This is a genomic window from Cyclobacteriaceae bacterium (assembly GCA_013141055.1).
Taxonomy (GTDB): Bacteria; Bacteroidota; Bacteroidia; order Cytophagales; family Cyclobacteriaceae; genus ELB16-189.
The window spans coordinates 1679070-1695642 of sequence record JABFRS010000001.1; the positions used below are offsets into that span (position 1 = coordinate 1679070).

The following is a 16573-nucleotide window of genomic DNA, read 5'->3' on the forward strand; positions in this document are numbered from 1 at the left end:
GAAAATCAGGCAATCAAAACCTGATGCTTACAACACGTTATTTAACTGTTCTTTAATTTTTTCAAGCTCTTCCTTCATGTTGACAACTTCCTTTTGCATCTCAGCATCATTTGCTTTAGATCCAATGGTATTGATCTCGCGACCAATTTCCTGTGCAAGGAATGCCAATTTCTTTCCGTTGGACTGAGGCTCTTTCATAACCTTCAGGAAATAATCAAGATGTGTCTTAAGGCGAACACGCTCCTCGTGTATATCCAGTTTTTCTATATAAAAAATAATCTCTTGTTCAAGACGATTGGAATCAAATCCTTCATCTCCAAAAAAATCCGTAATTCCTTTTTTAATCTTCGTTCTGATCTTCTCAATTCTAAGTGGATCAATCTTTTCCACTTTAATTAATGAACCTGCGATTGATGAAATGTAACTTTGAAATTTCTCGACAAGAGAAGAACCTTCTGTTTTTCTGAATGAATCACATTGGTCAAGCGCTTCTTTCAAAGTACTTACAAATCGCTCATACATCTGTACATCAAATGCTTCGCGTTCCTGTGTTTGCTGAACTTCGGGGGATTTTAATGCCAGTTCAAAAAGATTATCATAAGGAGCCATCACCTTATCAGCGAGCTTTTTAAGCTCAGCATAATGAGCAACAAACATTGCCTCATTATACTGTTGCTGAATTTCCTGAGTTGCTGCTTTTATGTATTCAATGGAAACAGAAACTTTACCCCGCTCAAGCTTTTCGGTAATAATAGAACGTATTTCAACCTCTTTCTCAGATAATACTCGTGGAATACGAATGCTTAAATCCAGAAATTTAGAGTTGAGGGTTTTGATTTCTATCTGGAGGGTTGCCTCACCAATAGGAGTCGTTACCTGTCCAAAGCCTGTCATCGATTTGATCATGTCAAAAATTTATGACGCAAGATAATTAATCCGTGGGCCTTGAAATGGATTAAAAATCATATCCCACCGAAACAACAAGGCGGGGATCTTTGACCTTGTAATTTTCAACCGGCCAGGCAACATCAAACTTGAGATAATAGCCCAGCATCATGGTTCTGAAGCCTGCTCCATAGCTGTACAACCACGGATTGAGATACTGCTTCAGATCAATCACGAAAGGAGATTTTTTGACTTGCTCCGTTCTAAGAGTATTTTTTGAGTCAATGGGAGGTTCACCTGTCCAGCTTGTACCGATATCATAAAAAGCAATGAGCTGGAGGTTACGGAAAAAGTTAGAGGTGACAGGACTGCTTGATAATGCACGAATTAATGGCACTCTAAACTCTGCGCTACCCATTGCAACGCTGGATCCGTACAACGTAGCATAATCAAACCCTCGCAGGCTCGTAGCAAATTCAGCAAACAGAAGATTATCATTATAGCCTGACTTTACAGCCAGAGGATTTTTCAAGCCATTGTAATTAGTCGAGTTTGCAAACCAGTTGTCAACACCACCCAGCACATATTGCTTAGGGGCATTGCCGAAAAATGTTCCGGTATAACCACGAACAGCAAAAACAATCTCTTTATAGATTTTCTGATAGTGTCTCACATCAAGATAAAGTTGTGAGAAACTCGCATTTTTATTTCCCATTGCTTCATAATGAATGAAATTAATTTTACCACGGGTTCCCTCGACGATGTTCATTGCAGAAGAAACGGAATTGTCATAAACAATTTCTGCCTTGCCACCAGTATAGAATTGTGTTTTTGATTCCTGGAATACAGGAGGCGTGAGCGCAATTTGATCCGGCCCCAGATCCAGGAAATTTGTGTAGCCAACAAAAGGCTTTAAGGAAACCCTGGTTCTTACACTGATCGGCAATGATGCGCCAAACTCAATCTTCTGCCATGAATATTTTTGCCGCATATCATTCACTGGACTTTTTTGTTCAGGATCATGTTGTGTCCAGAAAATTACTTTACGATCATACCTTACACTAAAGTCGACACGATGCTTTAAATATTGGAATTCACCATACACGTCACCACTCTTCCAGTCAAACGCTGTTTGTATACCACCCGTGATCCTGAAGTTCTCAAGAATATCATTCATCTGAGTTTCGAGGCGAATGCTGAACCCGCGTATTGGATCAATAACAAAATTGGTCGTCAGATTTTCATAGCTGAATTTAGGTTCGTAATCAAAAGGCCCTGTTACTCGTCCAGTCTCACGGGCTTTCATGTAACGACTTAGAAAAGTTTCAGATGGCTTCTTCTCCTTAACTGCTTCATCTTCGAATTTATAATCATCTGTATTCAGGTTCTTATCCGGCTTCTTCGTTACAATTGGGGAAATTATTGTGTCCTTCTTTACGGGAGCATCTTCAAACGAATAATTATCAGTGTTGATTTCTCCCTTTTTCAATTTTGTTGTGTCGGCAGGAATTATTACCGGTGCCTTTGACTTGAGTGTATCGCCAGCCAAAGTTTTGGCATTTAAAGTATCACGCTTTTGCTGAAGACGTTCATTGATTAATTGCTTCACAGAAACACCTTGCCTTGACTCTTTTTTGCGTTTTTCAGTAATGATTTTCGCCTGTTGTCTTTCCTTTCTCTTCGTTGCAGGAGTAAAAATCTGTCGATCAACATTAAAATTTTTCTGAATGTAAATGTCTTCCTTCATGTTTTTCAACATGACTACTGCCAGTATTTTATGATCAATATCCAGATCATAATCCCTGATGCTCGACGGAAAATTGGTGACTTGTCCATATACACCAGTTTGCCTGTTGAACTTGAAAAGATTAAGAATTCCACGCTGGTCGCTGAGATAAAAGAAGTTATTCTCGTCAAGCGCGATTGGATAGAAGTCTTTGCTAAGGGTGTTTGTGATACGAGTTACAGTGGTAGTGGTCGTATCAAGATCATAGCTGAACAAATTATAGTTCGAGGGTATTTTCGAAAAGTCTTTCTTAATTGTATTAGTGGTATCCGTTGTACGGTTGGAACTAAAAACTATTGTATTGGTCTTTGGAATAAAAGAAGGATCAAAGTCATCGAAAAGATCATTAGTCAATCGTTTGGTCCTTTCTGTACGTGTGCTAAGTAGAAACAAATCATTCTGACCCCCAATATCACCACTGAGGACAGCAAGTCTTCCATTACCTGAAAAGTCAAAACTTCTGACATTATTGAAATTTTCAAGTGTGCGAGGGATTGTACTTCTTGTACTCAGGTCATAAAGCCAGAAGATGTACTGACCATAGCGAACACCCACTACACCGAGAGTATGATCATCCGCCCAACTAATTAAAGGAATATGATAGTCTACTGTTTGCTTAACTACCTTATTGCCTCCGGATAAAATTGTGGTTTCGCGACCGTTCTCAAGAGATTTTACTTTTACTGTGAACTTTCCACGATCGTTCTCTGCGAATGCAACGTTCTTTCCATCGGGACTGATTTTTATCGTTGTATAAATTACCGTCTTCCTGTGCTTCGCTGTAAAACGTTGTGAATCGGAAGGAGGTGTATAGCTTAAGTCAACGAGATCCTGTTCTGAAGAATAAAATTTCCTCCAGTCTGCCATGAATTGCTTGAACCCAACACCCAGCGTGATGTACAAGCTCTTCTGTTCATTTCTGATAACACGAGTATAATTCAGAATATTGGCAACACTTCCCTTTCCGTATCGCTCAACAATGTAATTCCAGATCGATTGTCCGATAATCGCTGATTCGGGCCCTGTGAGTTTTAGAGCCTTGTTAGCTTTTTTACTTTTCACCAATTGTCTTACGTAATCATCCATCTCTGCATCCCACCCTTTTGCAGCATACAATGATGCGCCATCGACAAACCAATCTGGGATGTTCAGGAGTACAGCATTTTGAAACATGTCTTTAAGGCTTCCGCCAAACATCATTTCATTGACCATGAGGTCTGATACTTTAAAGATCAGTTCTTCTTTAAACTCATCAAGAGTTCCAGGGTGAGCTATCTCTACATATGGCTTGATGAATTCAGTCTGAGCACCTCCATTAAATTGCTGACCAAGGATCCCAACATTACTTTGTTGAAGATCCGTTACTGAATTGTATAGAAAAACTTTTGTTTTTAGATAAGGAGGATATCCAATGAGGTCGGTGATACGATCAAACTCAGCTTCAAGATATTGAAGAGATTCCGTTGCTACTTTTCTACGCTCATCATAATAGTAAACGTCGAAGTTTTCAGCACTTACATATTTCCAGTCGAACGTACGGTATTGAACGCGGTTCTTTCCAAACGCTTCACTGGCATGTTGGGCATGTCCGGGGAGAAAAGAAATAGTAGAAAATATTAATACCGCCGCAACGCGGTAACACACCCTCATTCGCATAGATTCAGTCACTATCAACCCGAATATAACGCTTTGAACCGAAAAATATTGACCTCTTTGGATAACTCTATTTTGCCCTCCAACCAGTCCGCCAGATGCTGAGCAAGATAAGGGGCCAAACTTACTCCTTTCGTCCCCAAACCATTGAAAATAATGACATTTTTCTCTTTCAGATGAAATCCCATAAATGGCCTGCGATCTGGAGTTGTTGGACGAATACCCCAGTCTTGGTGAATGATTTTAAAGGGCACCGCTAACAAAGTTTCGAGCTTTAATTGAAGTTCCTGGCGAGCAGCTTGCGACGGACTTTCAATAAATGGAGGATGTTGATAAGTAGCTCCCGCATTATATATATTATCCCGCTCGGTTGGCACCAGATATGCTCCACGATTGAACATTCGTGGAGCAGGGTCATCAAGACTTACCTCAAGCGTTTCACCTTTAAGTGGTTTGAATGGAAGCCAATTGAACCATCGGCTTTGCATATCTGAGAGACCACCAGCGAATATTATCTTATCAGCTGTAATACTTTTATATCGAACTCCCTTTTCTTCAATTACAAGTTCTTCTTCTGAAAAATGCTCCTCTGCAATAAGATCATTCTTAAAAAAATAATTCCTTACTGATTCAAGCCATATTCCAACATTTACATATCCTGAGTGAGCTATATCAATTCCCCCAAAAGGATCATTCACCTGATCAAATGTTGGCTCATCATAAAACGCAAGAAGAAACTTTGACATTTCTTCTGACTCACTTCTAATTTTCCATTGTAATCTTTCCTCATCAGAGATAGATGGCCGATAGATGGGCAGTAGATGAAGAAAGTTTTTATTTAGAATTTTTTCAGCGTCAGAGTAAAATTTTTCAAGCACCGGAAATACGACATCTGCCTTCCATGCTTTTGTCATGAACTTTCCGGTAATGGGATTAAAGAGACCAGCAGCAACAGAGGATGCACGGGTATTGCCCGGCTTATCAAGCACCAACACAGAATTCCCTCTCTGAACAAGTTCCCAGGCGAGAGCGCTACCCGCCAGCCCCTGACCAATGATGAGATAGTTGATATGCCTGGCTATTGCTAACATTTGAAGATTTGAGTATAAGAATCGTTAATTGATATTCGTCATCATTCAACGAACATTATTTTCGATTGGCAAGATATACTCCACTTAGTATTGCTGCCATACCAATGAAGTGCGTGACGGTAAGGACTTCGCCATCGAATACTCCCCACATGACAGAAACGATCGGCATCAGGTAAGTAACTGAGCTTGCAAATAATGGAGTGGTCATTTTCACCAGTTTATTAAAAATGGAGACTGCCACTGCAGTACTCATAAAAGCAAGCAACGCTACAAATCCAAAAGCCTTCCATCCGCCCGAAGTGTTTAGAAGTTTATCAATGAATCCGGATTGAACAATCATTATCTTAAATGCAGGTTCTGTAGTTTGCTCGACGTGAAAGAAAAGAGCAAAGAGGGCCAGCGGCAAAAGAAGTACTACGGAAATACTTGTAATCGTTAGCGAGTTAAGATCCGAGATTTTGAACTTTATAAAATTCAGATTCACTCCATAGAAAGCACACGCTACAACGATCAAAAGTCCAGCAGCGTTAAATCCTAAAAATCCATCAGGCGACCTTGAAACCATCAGAATTGTAGCTCCGGCCAACCCTATTAATACTCCAAATACAGCACTTCTTTTAAATACAACATGAAAAAAAAGAACTCCCATAACCATCGTCCATAGTGGAGAAAGTGTATTAAGAATTCCCGCAACGGAACTGCTGATGTATTGTTGAGCTGTTACAAATAAAAATGCGGGAATAAATACACCCAGCATTCCTGAAATGAATAGTTTACTTATATGCTCTTTCTTGATCAGCTTCCATTTCAGAATTGCCAACGGAAGAAGAACAATCCCGGCAATTGTAACCCGAAGAGCCGCTACTTCCTGTGGTTGAAACACAACTAATCCTCTCTTCATTAAAATAAATGAAGTGCCCCAGATCAGGGCAAGGATTAACATAAGAAGTATCGCGAGAGGAGAATTTTTTTGTTCCAAAGGAAATGGTTGAAGTTATAGTGGCTGGATAATTGTAACTTCTATCCAGAAAATGGTTTACACAATCTGAAGCGCAAAGACATCATTGATCTCATCCAGAATAGCGTGAACTTCAACATCTGTATCTGCCTCAACTAATCTTGATCGATATGGCTTAAAGTCCGGAATGCTCTTGAAATAATTTGCATAATGCCTTCTCATCTCAAACACGCCAAGCCGATCGCCCTTCCAACGAATAGAGAAATTAAAATGTTCCCGGCACACGCGAACTCTTTCAGAAATTCCGGGAGAAGTCAAAATCTCACCGGTCTTCATGAAATGTTTAATCTCATTGAATATCCAGGGAGCACCAATTGATGCGCGGCCTATCATGATACCATCAACACCATACTTCGTCTTATACTCCAGTGCTTTTTGAGGTGAATCAACATCCCCATTTCCAAAAATTGGAATTTTAATACGTGGATTATTTTTAATTGCTGCGATCAGTGTCCAGTCCGCCTCACCTTTATACATCTGCACTCTGGTGCGACCATGAATAGTTAATGCTTTTATTCCAATGTCTTGAAGACGTTCAGCTACTTCAGGAACATTTTTAGTTTTTTCATCCCACCCCAAACGAGTCTTTACGGTAACCGGGAGATGTGTGCATTTGACAATCTCCTCAGTCATCTTCACCATTTTCGGTATATCCTGGAGCAATGCAGCACCAGCTCCACGACATGCTACCGCCTTTACAGGACAGCCATAATTAATATCGATGAGATCAGGATTAACGGCGCTGGCAATCTCAGCGGATCCGACCATGTTGCCGATATCGCCTCCAAATAATTGAATGCCAATAGGTCGTTCGTATTCAAAAATATCCAACTTTTGACGGCTCTTGGCAGCGTCACGAATCAGACCTTCTGAAGAAATGAATTCAGTATACATTAGATCAGCACCACCCGCTTTGCAAACAGCACGAAAAGGTGGATCACTAACATCCTCCATGGGTGCCAGCAAGAGCGGAAAATCGCCTAATTCTATGTTACCAATTTTTACCAAGTTGCTTTTCGCGGTTATCCTCGCCAAAAGGGAAGAATTCACCATATTTGCCCGCAAAAATAGCCAAAAGCACGCATATCAATTATATGATAGTTTCTCAAAGGCCTCCATTCACTTCCTTAATCACAATTCTCCTTGCAGTTGTAGTTGTAGGATGGTTGTTTGTAGGCCAAACGATCGGAATTGTTGTTGGCTCATTCATATACGATGGAGATTTTCTGGCAGCCATGACTGATCCGGAGAATCATCCTGAAATAAAACACGCACTGCTTTTTTCTCAGGGAATCGGATCTGCCATCGGTTTGATCTTTGTTCCTTATCTGTATCTGAAAACATTTGAACGGCAGGATTTCAGTAATTTTTTTAAGACAGAAAGACAATTGCCCATGGTCATGGTGATCATTTTTATCATCATCATCTCTTTATCACTTGCTATCTCTCCCATCATGGAGTGGAATTCCAACATTGAATTTCCGGAATGGATGAGTGGATTTGGCAATTGGGCAAAGCATACAGAAGATCTTGCCGCAGAGCTTATTAAGACAATTACTTCCAATCTTACTATCGCCGATCTTATTCTGACTTTTATTGTAGTGGCAGTCATTCCCGCATTAGGTGAAGAAATTGTTTTTCGCGGGATGATTCAAACAGAGATGACACGTGTAGTGAAAAATCCTCATGTTGGGATATGGTTGTCAGCTATTCTTTTCAGTGCCATCCATCTTCAATTCATGGGTTTTGTTCCCCGTGTTCTACTCGGTGCACTTTTTGGATATCTTTATTATTGGTCCGGAAATCTGTGGATTCCTATCCTCGCTCATTTTTTCAATAATGGATTTCAGGTCATTGCTCTTTATCTTTTCCAGAAGGGCATCATCACAATCAATTTAGAAAGTGCCGAAAGTGCACCTCTCCCAATGGTAGCGATTGCTCTGATCCTTACATTTGCAATCCTCTACTATCTTAGAAATTATTTTAAATCAAGATCAACAGCATCCAGTGACTCTTTTTAAAAACTATAGCAATCTCACTCAACGTCTCATCACAGCCCTGATCGGAGCGGCTGTCATCGTCAGCTGTATCGTATATAGTGAGTGGACCTACTTTGCAATCTTCTTTCTTATTTGCTTTCTGACCGTACAGGAATTCTACACCCTTGCCGGACTTGATGGCATGGTGGTACAAAAAACTTTTGGAACAATCTGTGCAATGAGTCTTTTTACAGTCTCATTTCTGATTGAAGATAAGATTATCTCTTCCAGCTTTTACTTTTTGATCTTCCCGATGCTCTCCTGCGTGTACATGATCAAACTTTATAAAAAATTTGAACGAAAACCTTTCACCAACATAGCCTATACTTTTCTTGGGATCTTCTATGTGGCTGTTCCGTATTCATTATTAAATATTGCTGTGTTTGAAAATGGTACGTATAATTTTGAGATCATTTTCGGATGCTTGTTTATTTTATGGGCCAGCGATTCCGGTGCTTATATAGCCGGCACCTTGTTCGGAAAAAGGAAATTGTTTGAGCGCATCTCACCAAAAAAATCATGGGAAGGTGCAGTGGGCGGAGCGGTACTTGCATTCTGCTTTGCTTTCCTGATGAATAACTTTTTCCACTCCCTTGAGTTATGGCAATGGCTATCGGTCACATCAATTATCATTGTTGGAGGAACGTATGGCGATTTGATAGAATCTCTTTTGAAGAGAAGCATTGAAATAAAAGATTCCGGAAACATTCTACCTGGTCACGGGGGCTTTCTGGATCGCTTTGACGGGCTGTTGATCTCCGCTCCGTTTATCGTCGCATTTCTGGAGATATTCCCATAGTATTTACTTCCTTCCGGGTGGTTTTTTACCAGTATTTGAAATACAGGTTATTTCGAAATAAACCGCTCCTGCGGTGCATTTAAAACCTATTTTATTTCATCCTTTGTTAATGTCCAGAACAATCTACTTTTTCTCTTTTACTGACTCTATATCTCTAAATTATCTATCTTTGCAACCGTTTTCGGGTCATAATACCCGCAATTCTAAAATGAACGATCTTTCAGTTCCATCGTTGGAATCACATATTAAATTCATTTAACAAATGGCTTATATAGAACCTGCTCCTTTGCTTGACAAAGAGAATCCATTCGAGGCAATGATGTCCCGCTTTCAGACAGCCTCACAGATACTCGGATTGGAAGAACAAATTTATAATGTGCTAAAGGTGCCTGCACGACAGGTCATTGTTTCCCTTCCTGTTACAATGGATGACGGAAGCATTCGTGTATTTGAAGGCTATCGCGTTATTCATTCAACGATCCTCGGACCTTCAAAGGGAGGAATTCGTTTCGATCCGCACGTAAATCTTGATGAAGTAAAAGCTCTTGCTGCCTGGATGACATGGAAGTGTGCTGTTGTTGATATTCCATACGGTGGCGCAAAAGGTGGAGTGAATTGCAATCCACGCGAAATGTCTGCTGGCGAAATAGAACGTCTGATGCGTTCCTATACATTGGCCATGGTAGACATCTTCGGTGCCGATAAAGATATTCCTGCCCCTGATATGGGAACAGGTCCTCGCGAAATGGCGTGGTTAATGGATGAATATTCCCGTACACGTGGTATGACAGTCAACGCAGTTGTTACTGGTAAACCAATTGTGTTAGGCGGATCATTAGGAAGAACAGAAGCAACGGGTCGCGGTGTGATGGTGGCAACACTTGCTGCTATGGGTAAGTTAAAGATCAATCCGTACAACGCAACATGTGCTGTTCAGGGTTTTGGAAATGTTGGTATGTGGGCAGCACGTTTGCTGGAAGAACGTGGATTAAAGATCGTTGCGATCAGTGATTTGTCCGGAGCTTATTACAATGAGAACGGGATAGATATCGATAAAGCTGTTAAATATCGTGACGGCAACAATGGTACTTTAGAGGGTTTCACAGAAGCACAAAAGATCGATGGACAGGATCTGCTGACATTGCCTGTGGATGTCTTGGTTCCTGCTGCAACAGAAGATGTGATCACTACAAACAATGCTGCAAAAGTTCAGGCCAAGCTTATTGTTGAAGGTGCTAATGGACCAACCTCTTCAAAAGCTGACAATATTATATACGGAAAGGGTATTAGCGTAGTGCCGGACATTTTGGCCAATGCTGGTGGTGTGACAGTGTCGTATTTCGAGTGGGTACAAAATCGCCTTGGCTATAAATGGACAGCAGAGCGCGTTAATCGTCGAAGCGACCGGATCATGAAAGACGCCTTTGATAATGTATTCCGCGTTGCAACTGAATACAAAGTCTCCATGCGTATTGCTGCCTATATGGTAGCTATTGACAAGGTTTCAAAGACCTACAAGTATCGCGGCGGATATTGATTTTCCGGAAAAGTTTCTAATTACGAATAAGAATCTTTCAGGTAACTTTGCAAGGCAAGCCGAAAAGCTTGCCTTTTTCTTTTAACACTATTTTTATGACTATTCACAAGGAAGGAAGAACTCTGCTGTTTGTTTTACTAATCATTTTCGTTGTCATCAACGGAGCAGTGGCTTATTATGCACCAGACTCAACTACACTTCAGGGTTTTGTAATATTTGCGAGTGTCCTGTTTTATATGGTCATTCTTCAGTTTTTCAGAAGCCCCATATTCTCTATTACAAAAGACGGCAAGACAGTTCTAGCTCCCGCCGATGGAAAAGTAGTGGTGATCGAGGACACAGAAGAAACAGAATACCTGAAATCAAAAAGAAAGCAGATCTCAATATTCATGTCACCAATTAATGTGCATGTTAATCGCATGCCCGTGGGCGGAACAATCAGCTACTTTAAGTATCATCCAGGTAAATACCTCGTTGCATGGCACCCAAAGTCCAGCACAGAAAATGAGCGCACTACGGTGGTAACTAAAATGCAGAACGGAACAGAAGTATTATTTCGTCAGATTGCAGGCGCACTGGCACGAAGGATTAAATGGTATGTCAAAGAAGGCGATAGCCTGGAGCAAGGGCAGGAATTCGGATTTATAAAATTTGGATCACGCGTTGATATTTATCTTCCATTAGATGCAAAGGTGAAAGTGAATATTGGAGATATTACAAAAGGCGGAAGAACAGTAATCGCTGAGATCTAAGAAATCTCTTCATCTGAATTCCAACCACTATCAAAGCAATTTAAAGTTTTGATAAGGCTGAAATATACCGATCCGGAATATCTCCCTTCGTTGCTGTTTGATAGTCACTGTAGCTGCACGCAACAATACTATTTCTTGTATACGGACCCTTTGAGGGCATTGGAATTTCCATCCACCAGCGCTCAGTGAATTTGCTCTTATAGAAAATCAATACCTCAGGTTCAACAGGCATGGATACTTTAAACTTGGTGAAGTCATTACTCTTGAAATCCTGTTCATTCTTACGATTATAGAATCCTTCAATGAAATACCAGATCATCGTTGCCGTAACAGACGCTGTCTTCTTATGATCATCATCCAGATCAGGGCTATATCCATAAAATCCAACAGAACTCAATTTCTCATTCAATCCTGCGTACCAGCATATCTGACATGCATCCTCGCCGCTCAATCCAAATGGCTGGGCACTATCACTACCAGGAGCATCTGAAGAACGAATTGCCGTTATATCAAAAGACATCAAATCAGCCTGTCGAATGGCTGGTTCTATTTCACCAAGATTGGTCCGCATTTGTCCCACACGAAATGCTTCAAAATATAATTTCTCCAATACACCGATTGATGTTGGATCTATAAGATAACTCTGATAGGCTAGATGAGTGTAACCCAAAAGATAATTAGGTTCATGTAGTAGAATTTTATGCAAATGTTTACGATTGGCCGGCGCACCATGCTTGTCTTCAAGATCCAGAAAAGCATCTACATTGAGGAGGTTGACCAGTTTATCAAAGCCCTCGTATGCCCAGAACTGGCCATAGTCTAGATCATGTGAACCTCCTATAATAACCGGAAGCACATTATTCTCCAGTAAAATTCTGCAGACTTCACTCAGTCTTACGTACGTCTCATCCAGATCGATACCCTGATTAAGATTACCAAGGTCGATAACCCTGTAGCTTCCTGCTCCCTTTTTTAATTGATAGAGTTTTTTTCTGATCTCATCCGGAGCACTGCTTTTACCTGCATGATGACCTGCACCTCTTGTTTCATTAATTCCGATAATGGCTATTTGAGCTTCCTTATAATCCGGTATCTTCTCTCCATAGATCTTAATATTTTTTAAAACCGAGGAAGTTGAGCTGATTGATGAATAAACTGATTCATCAATTGGAGAAAAGAGAATGGTCAAATCCATGCCTGTAGTTGGGTGGTGTAACAAATCTACTAAACGTTAACCGTAAACTATTAATCGCGACAACTCCTATCCACATTAAATCCTTTGTCGAAGAATCCGAAGCATAAAAAAAACCCTCTGGCTTTCACCAGAGGGTTCATTTTAAAATTATTAGAAAAATTATCCACCAAAATCATCAAAGCGGACATTCTCTTTTGGAATTCCCATATCATCCAGCATTTTTAGCATGGCAGCATTCATCATAGGAGGCCCGCAGAGATAGAACTCTACATCTTCCGGAGAAGGATGATCTTTCAAGTAGTTATCATAAAGACATTTGTGAATGAATCCTACATAACCATCTGAATCCTTGTCTTCCAATGATTTACTGATCTTCCAGTTGTCCTCAGGCAAAGGTTCTGAAAGACCAATGTGGAATTTAAAGTTTGGAAAATCTTTCTCAATGTTCCTGAAATGTTCAGTATAAAAAAGTTCTTTCTTGGAACGACCGCCGTACCAATATGAAACTTTACGGTTAGTTTTCTCGGTATGGAACAAATGAAATATCTGCGCGCGTAATGGAGCCATTCCGGCACCTCCACCAACATAAACCATTTCCCTTTGTGTCTTATTGATGTGGAATTCACCATAAGGTCCGGAGATCGTGATCTTATCTCCAGGCTTACGGGAAAACACATAAGAAGAACAGATGCCAGGATTTACATCCATCCATTTATTATTCTGACGATCCCATGGCGGAGTTGCCACACGAATATTCAACATTACAATATTTCCTTCTGCGGGATGATTTGCCATAGAGTACGCACGGAAAATCCCCTCTTCATTTTTCATCTTAAGATCCCACAGTTTGAACTTATCCCAGTCTCCTTTAAATACATCAGGTTTATGACCAAGATCAGGATGAGGAGCAATATCCATTGTTTTGAAATCCACATTGACTGGAGGTACATCAATCTGAATATAACCTCCCGCTTCAAAATTCAACTTCTCTCCTTCCGGAAGTCTTACTACAAACTCCTTAATAAAAGTTGAGACGTTATAGTTAGAGATAACTTCACATTCCCATTTCTTAATACCGAAAATCTCCTCTGGGATGCGGATGCTCAAGTCCTGTTTTACTTTCACCTGACAGCCCAGGCGAACATGATCCTTTTGTTCCTGACGTGTTAGGTGACCTACTTCGGTAGGAAGCACATCACCTGCTCCTGACTCAACAACACATTTACACATTGCACACGTACCACCTCCCCCACAGGCAGAAGGCAAAAATATTTTCTCATTTGAAAGCGTCGATAGGAGTGAACTTCCGGCAGAAACAGTAATTGTTTTCTCACCATTGATGGTAATCTTTACCGGACCTGATTGCACTAATTGCTTTTGAGCCAATAACAATAAAAACACCAGCAACAGAATTACCAGTGTAAAGGCTATGATGGACGTGGATACAATAGGAAGCATGGGTCTAAACAGTTAGACCACAAATATATTCACCCGACCCGTAAAACAGGTTTTGTTCATCAAAAAATTAGGCGATTGTTTAAGCTCAAATACGCTTTATGCGTATGCCTTTGCTTGTTTTTCAATCTGCAAGGAAGGAGTTAATACCGCTCCCGGAGTCAGAATAACATTAATGCCTTCCTGCTTCGACCACTCCCTGATTTTCTCAAGTTTCACAACACCCTGAAGGTTTTGTAATCCGCTCCCCTGGAAACCTCCTTTGAAGTCCTCAAAATCATCAATGGTTACAAGACCGGGATTTGAAAAACTGATCACTACTTCTACGGTAGCATCATTAGAAAACGTAAGACGATTCTCCTGATGAAGCTTCTTGTACTCATATTGATAATCATATGTGAGTGCCGAAATGTCAGAAAGCACGGCTGAACCTGTTGGATAGCTACCCGCTCCTTTGCCAACGAAGAGTTGCTTTTCCGCAAAAGCACCTTCTACTGTTACCGCATTAAACTCATTGCGAACAGAACTCAAAGGATGATTTGCCTCAATGAACTGGGGCGCAACCAATCCGTAAATTTTATCTCCCGACTTAAATGCACGGGCAACAAGCTTGATTCCAAGTCCATGATCCTTAGCATACTTTAAATCCACAGCCGAGATGCGATCTATGCCAAAATTGATGACGTTCTCCGGTTTTACAAATACGCCAAACGTATGTGCTATCAGGATGGTGAGTTTATACTTTGGATCAAATGCCTGCACATCAAGTCTTGGATCGCTTTCCGCGAAACCTAATTCCTGTGCCTGCTTCAGAGCATCGCTATAACTTTTCTTTTCTTCAATAACCTTGGTAAGAATATAATTTGTCGAACCATTAAAAATTCCTTCAACACTTTTAATAAGATCGTTGTCATAATACTCTTCCAGATTGCGAATGATCGGAATACTTCCGCAAACAGATCCTTCATACAATACCGGTTTGCCATACTTTTGCTGCAGCTCATAAATCTCTTCCAGGTTTTCTGCCAGCATACGTTTATTAGCTGTAACAACAGCCTTACCATTCTGAAGAGAAAGTTTCAGAATTTCAAATGCCGCTTCAGGGTCATCAATTAATTCCACCACTACATCAATTTCAGGATCCGATAAAATTTCATTCTTGTCAAAAGTGAATATGTCCTGCTCTAATGGACGCTGCTTATTCTTTGTCTTAACACAGATCTTTTTGATCTCAGCTTTAAGTCCTTTTGTTTCGTGCAGTACGTGATATAGTCCCTGACCCACGCAACCAAATCCGAATACTCCCAACTTTAAATTCTTCCTCATACAATACTTGTTGAATGCTTATGTTTATAAAATTTCTTCAATATTTCTCTTAATTGTTCAAACTCTACCAGAAATCCATCATGGCCATACAAAGAATGAATTACTTCCAACTTTGCTTTATGAATATGGGTCGCTAGTAATTTCTGCTCCGTTAATGGAAAAAGAATATCACTTTCAATACCAATTACCAGAGTAGTCGCTTTTATTTTCTGTAACGCCTCTTCAATAGATCTTCTTCCCCTGCCGACATGATGACTATCCATCATCTTTGAAAGCGTCCAATAAGTGAAGGCGTTGAACCGACCCGCCAATTTTTGTCCTTGATAACGCTGATATGAAGCTGCCCTGAACTCATCCAACTTACCAGATTCCTTTTCGAGCTGTCTTTCAGCAAAGCCTTCAATACTCCGGTATGACAACATTCCAACGGCACGAGCTGCTTTCAAGCCTTCCAACCCTGCGCGTTCGTCATTTTCTTTCCATGTTGCATCAGCTTCAATGGCCATCCGTTGCGCTTCATTAAAAGCAATGCCCCATGCCGAATGGTTTGCATTCGTAGCAATCAATACAAGATGGTTAAACACTTCAGGCTGTTGAATAGACCACTCCATTGCTTGCTGACCACCTAATGAACTCCCGATGACAGTATGAATTTTTTCCAAACCTAATTCCTGACGAAGAAGATCAAATGATCTTACTGCATCACGGTTAGTGATCAGCGGGAAATTATGATAAAAGGGTTCTCCGGTTTTTGAATCAATGGATAGTGGACCTGTTGATCCATAACATCCTCCCAAAGTGTTGGCGCAAATAATAAAGTAATCTGACGGATCAAAAGGTCCGTCTGTTTCAAATAATCCTGGCCACCATGAGGTGACGTCAGAATTTCCGGTAAGGGCATGAATCACCCATACCACATTCGAACGGTCTGCATTTAATTGACCAAGCGTCGTATACTTAAGCTGGAAGCCGGAAAGAATACCTCCACCCTCAAGGTCAAACTCCTGATCATAATGAAAAATGTGATCGTACTTCAT

Annotated in this window: 13 protein-coding genes; 4 read left to right on the forward strand and 9 right to left on the reverse strand. The window is 40.6% G+C overall.

Features of this window, described 5'->3' with window-relative positions; all coding sequences use genetic code 11:
- Positions 1-27 precede the first annotated feature (27 nt).
- The 5 genes from HOP08_07415 to dusB are packed head-to-tail and all read right to left on the reverse strand — an operon-like array spanning position 28 to position 7441.
- Positions 28-906, reverse strand: coding sequence for a YicC family protein (locus HOP08_07415; GenBank protein ID NOT74742.1), 879 nt, complete (start codon positions 904-906; stop codon positions 28-30).
- 49 nt (positions 907-955) lie between these two features.
- Complete coding sequence (locus HOP08_07420) at positions 956-4321, reverse strand: translocation protein TolB (GenBank protein NOT74743.1); 3366 nt, start codon at positions 4319-4321, stop codon at positions 956-958.
- Between the two features lie 20 nt (positions 4322-4341).
- Positions 4342-5415: an FAD-binding oxidoreductase gene (locus HOP08_07425; GenBank protein ID NOT74744.1), complete on the reverse strand. Its 1074-nt coding sequence runs from the start codon at positions 5413-5415 to the stop codon at positions 4342-4344.
- Positions 5416-5470: 55 nt separating this feature from the next.
- Positions 5471-6394 carry an EamA family transporter gene (locus HOP08_07430; protein ID NOT74745.1) on the reverse strand — a complete coding sequence of 308 codons (924 nt, stop codon included), beginning with the start codon at positions 6392-6394 and terminating at the stop codon, positions 5471-5473.
- 57 nt (positions 6395-6451) lie between these two features.
- Positions 6452-7441 carry a tRNA dihydrouridine synthase DusB gene (dusB, locus tag HOP08_07435; protein ID NOT74746.1) on the reverse strand — a complete coding sequence of 330 codons (990 nt, stop codon included), beginning with the start codon at positions 7439-7441 and terminating at the stop codon, positions 6452-6454.
- An 86-nt stretch (positions 7442-7527) separates the two neighbouring features.
- Between dusB and HOP08_07440 the strand changes: the two genes are divergently transcribed.
- From HOP08_07440 to HOP08_07455, 4 genes are all read left to right on the forward strand, one after another.
- Complete coding sequence (locus HOP08_07440; GenBank protein NOT74747.1) at positions 7528-8454, forward strand: CPBP family intramembrane metalloprotease; 927 nt, start codon at positions 7528-7530, stop codon at positions 8452-8454.
- Positions 8441-9271 (forward strand): phosphatidate cytidylyltransferase, encoded by an 831-nt coding sequence (locus HOP08_07445; protein NOT74748.1) that lies wholly within the window; start codon positions 8441-8443, stop codon positions 9269-9271. The genes HOP08_07440 and HOP08_07445 overlap by 14 nt, the downstream gene beginning before the upstream one ends.
- 262 nt (positions 9272-9533) lie before the next feature.
- Positions 9534-10808, forward strand: coding sequence for a Glu/Leu/Phe/Val dehydrogenase (locus tag HOP08_07450; protein NOT74749.1), 1275 nt, complete (start codon positions 9534-9536; stop codon positions 10806-10808).
- 95 nt (positions 10809-10903) lie between these two features.
- Positions 10904-11560, forward strand: coding sequence for a phosphatidylserine decarboxylase family protein (locus tag HOP08_07455; protein NOT74750.1), 657 nt, complete (start codon positions 10904-10906; stop codon positions 11558-11560).
- Positions 11561-11600: 40 nt separating this feature from the next.
- Here the strand turns inward: HOP08_07455 and HOP08_07460 are convergent, their stop codons facing one another.
- From HOP08_07460 to metX, 4 genes are all read right to left on the reverse strand, one after another.
- A complete protein-coding gene (locus HOP08_07460; protein ID NOT74751.1) occupies positions 11601-12755 on the reverse strand; it encodes a formimidoylglutamase in 1155 nt (384 codons plus the stop codon).
- A 159-nt stretch (positions 12756-12914) separates the two neighbouring features.
- Positions 12915-14213 (reverse strand): NADH:ubiquinone reductase (Na(+)-transporting) subunit F, encoded by a 1299-nt coding sequence (locus tag HOP08_07465; GenBank protein ID NOT74752.1) that lies wholly within the window; start codon positions 14211-14213, stop codon positions 12915-12917.
- Positions 14214-14309: 96 nt separating this feature from the next.
- Entirely contained in the window at positions 14310-15536 is a 1227-nt protein-coding gene (locus tag HOP08_07470; protein ID NOT74753.1) for a homoserine dehydrogenase, read from the reverse strand.
- A complete protein-coding gene (gene metX / locus HOP08_07475) occupies positions 15533-16573 on the reverse strand; it encodes a homoserine O-acetyltransferase (protein NOT74754.1) in 1041 nt (346 codons plus the stop codon). The genes HOP08_07470 and metX overlap by 4 nt, the downstream gene beginning before the upstream one ends.

Coding starts and splice junctions, on each gene's coding strand:
- HOP08_07415 (NOT74742.1), bottom strand. CDS start 906: ATGATCAAATCGATGACAGGCTTTGGACAGGTAACGACTCCTATTGGT.
- HOP08_07420 (NOT74743.1), bottom strand. CDS start 4,321: ATGAGGGTGTGTTACCGCGTTGCGGCGGTATTAATATTTTCTACTATT.
- HOP08_07425 (NOT74744.1), bottom strand. CDS start 5,415: ATGTTAGCAATAGCCAGGCATATCAACTATCTCATCATTGGTCAGGGG.
- HOP08_07440 (NOT74747.1), top strand. CDS start 7,528: ATGATAGTTTCTCAAAGGCCTCCATTCACTTCCTTAATCACAATTCTC.
- HOP08_07450 (NOT74749.1), top strand. CDS start 9,534: ATGGCTTATATAGAACCTGCTCCTTTGCTTGACAAAGAGAATCCATTC.
- HOP08_07455 (NOT74750.1), top strand. CDS start 10,904: ATGACTATTCACAAGGAAGGAAGAACTCTGCTGTTTGTTTTACTAATC.
- HOP08_07460 (NOT74751.1), bottom strand. CDS start 12,755: ATGGATTTGACCATTCTCTTTTCTCCAATTGATGAATCAGTTTATTCA.
- HOP08_07465 (NOT74752.1), bottom strand. CDS start 14,213: ATGCTTCCTATTGTATCCACGTCCATCATAGCCTTTACACTGGTAATT.
- HOP08_07470 (NOT74753.1), bottom strand. CDS start 15,536: ATGAGGAAGAATTTAAAGTTGGGAGTATTCGGATTTGGTTGCGTGGGT.
- metX (NOT74754.1), bottom strand. CDS start 16,573: ATGAAGTACGATCACATTTTTCATTATGATCAGGAGTTTGACCTTGAG.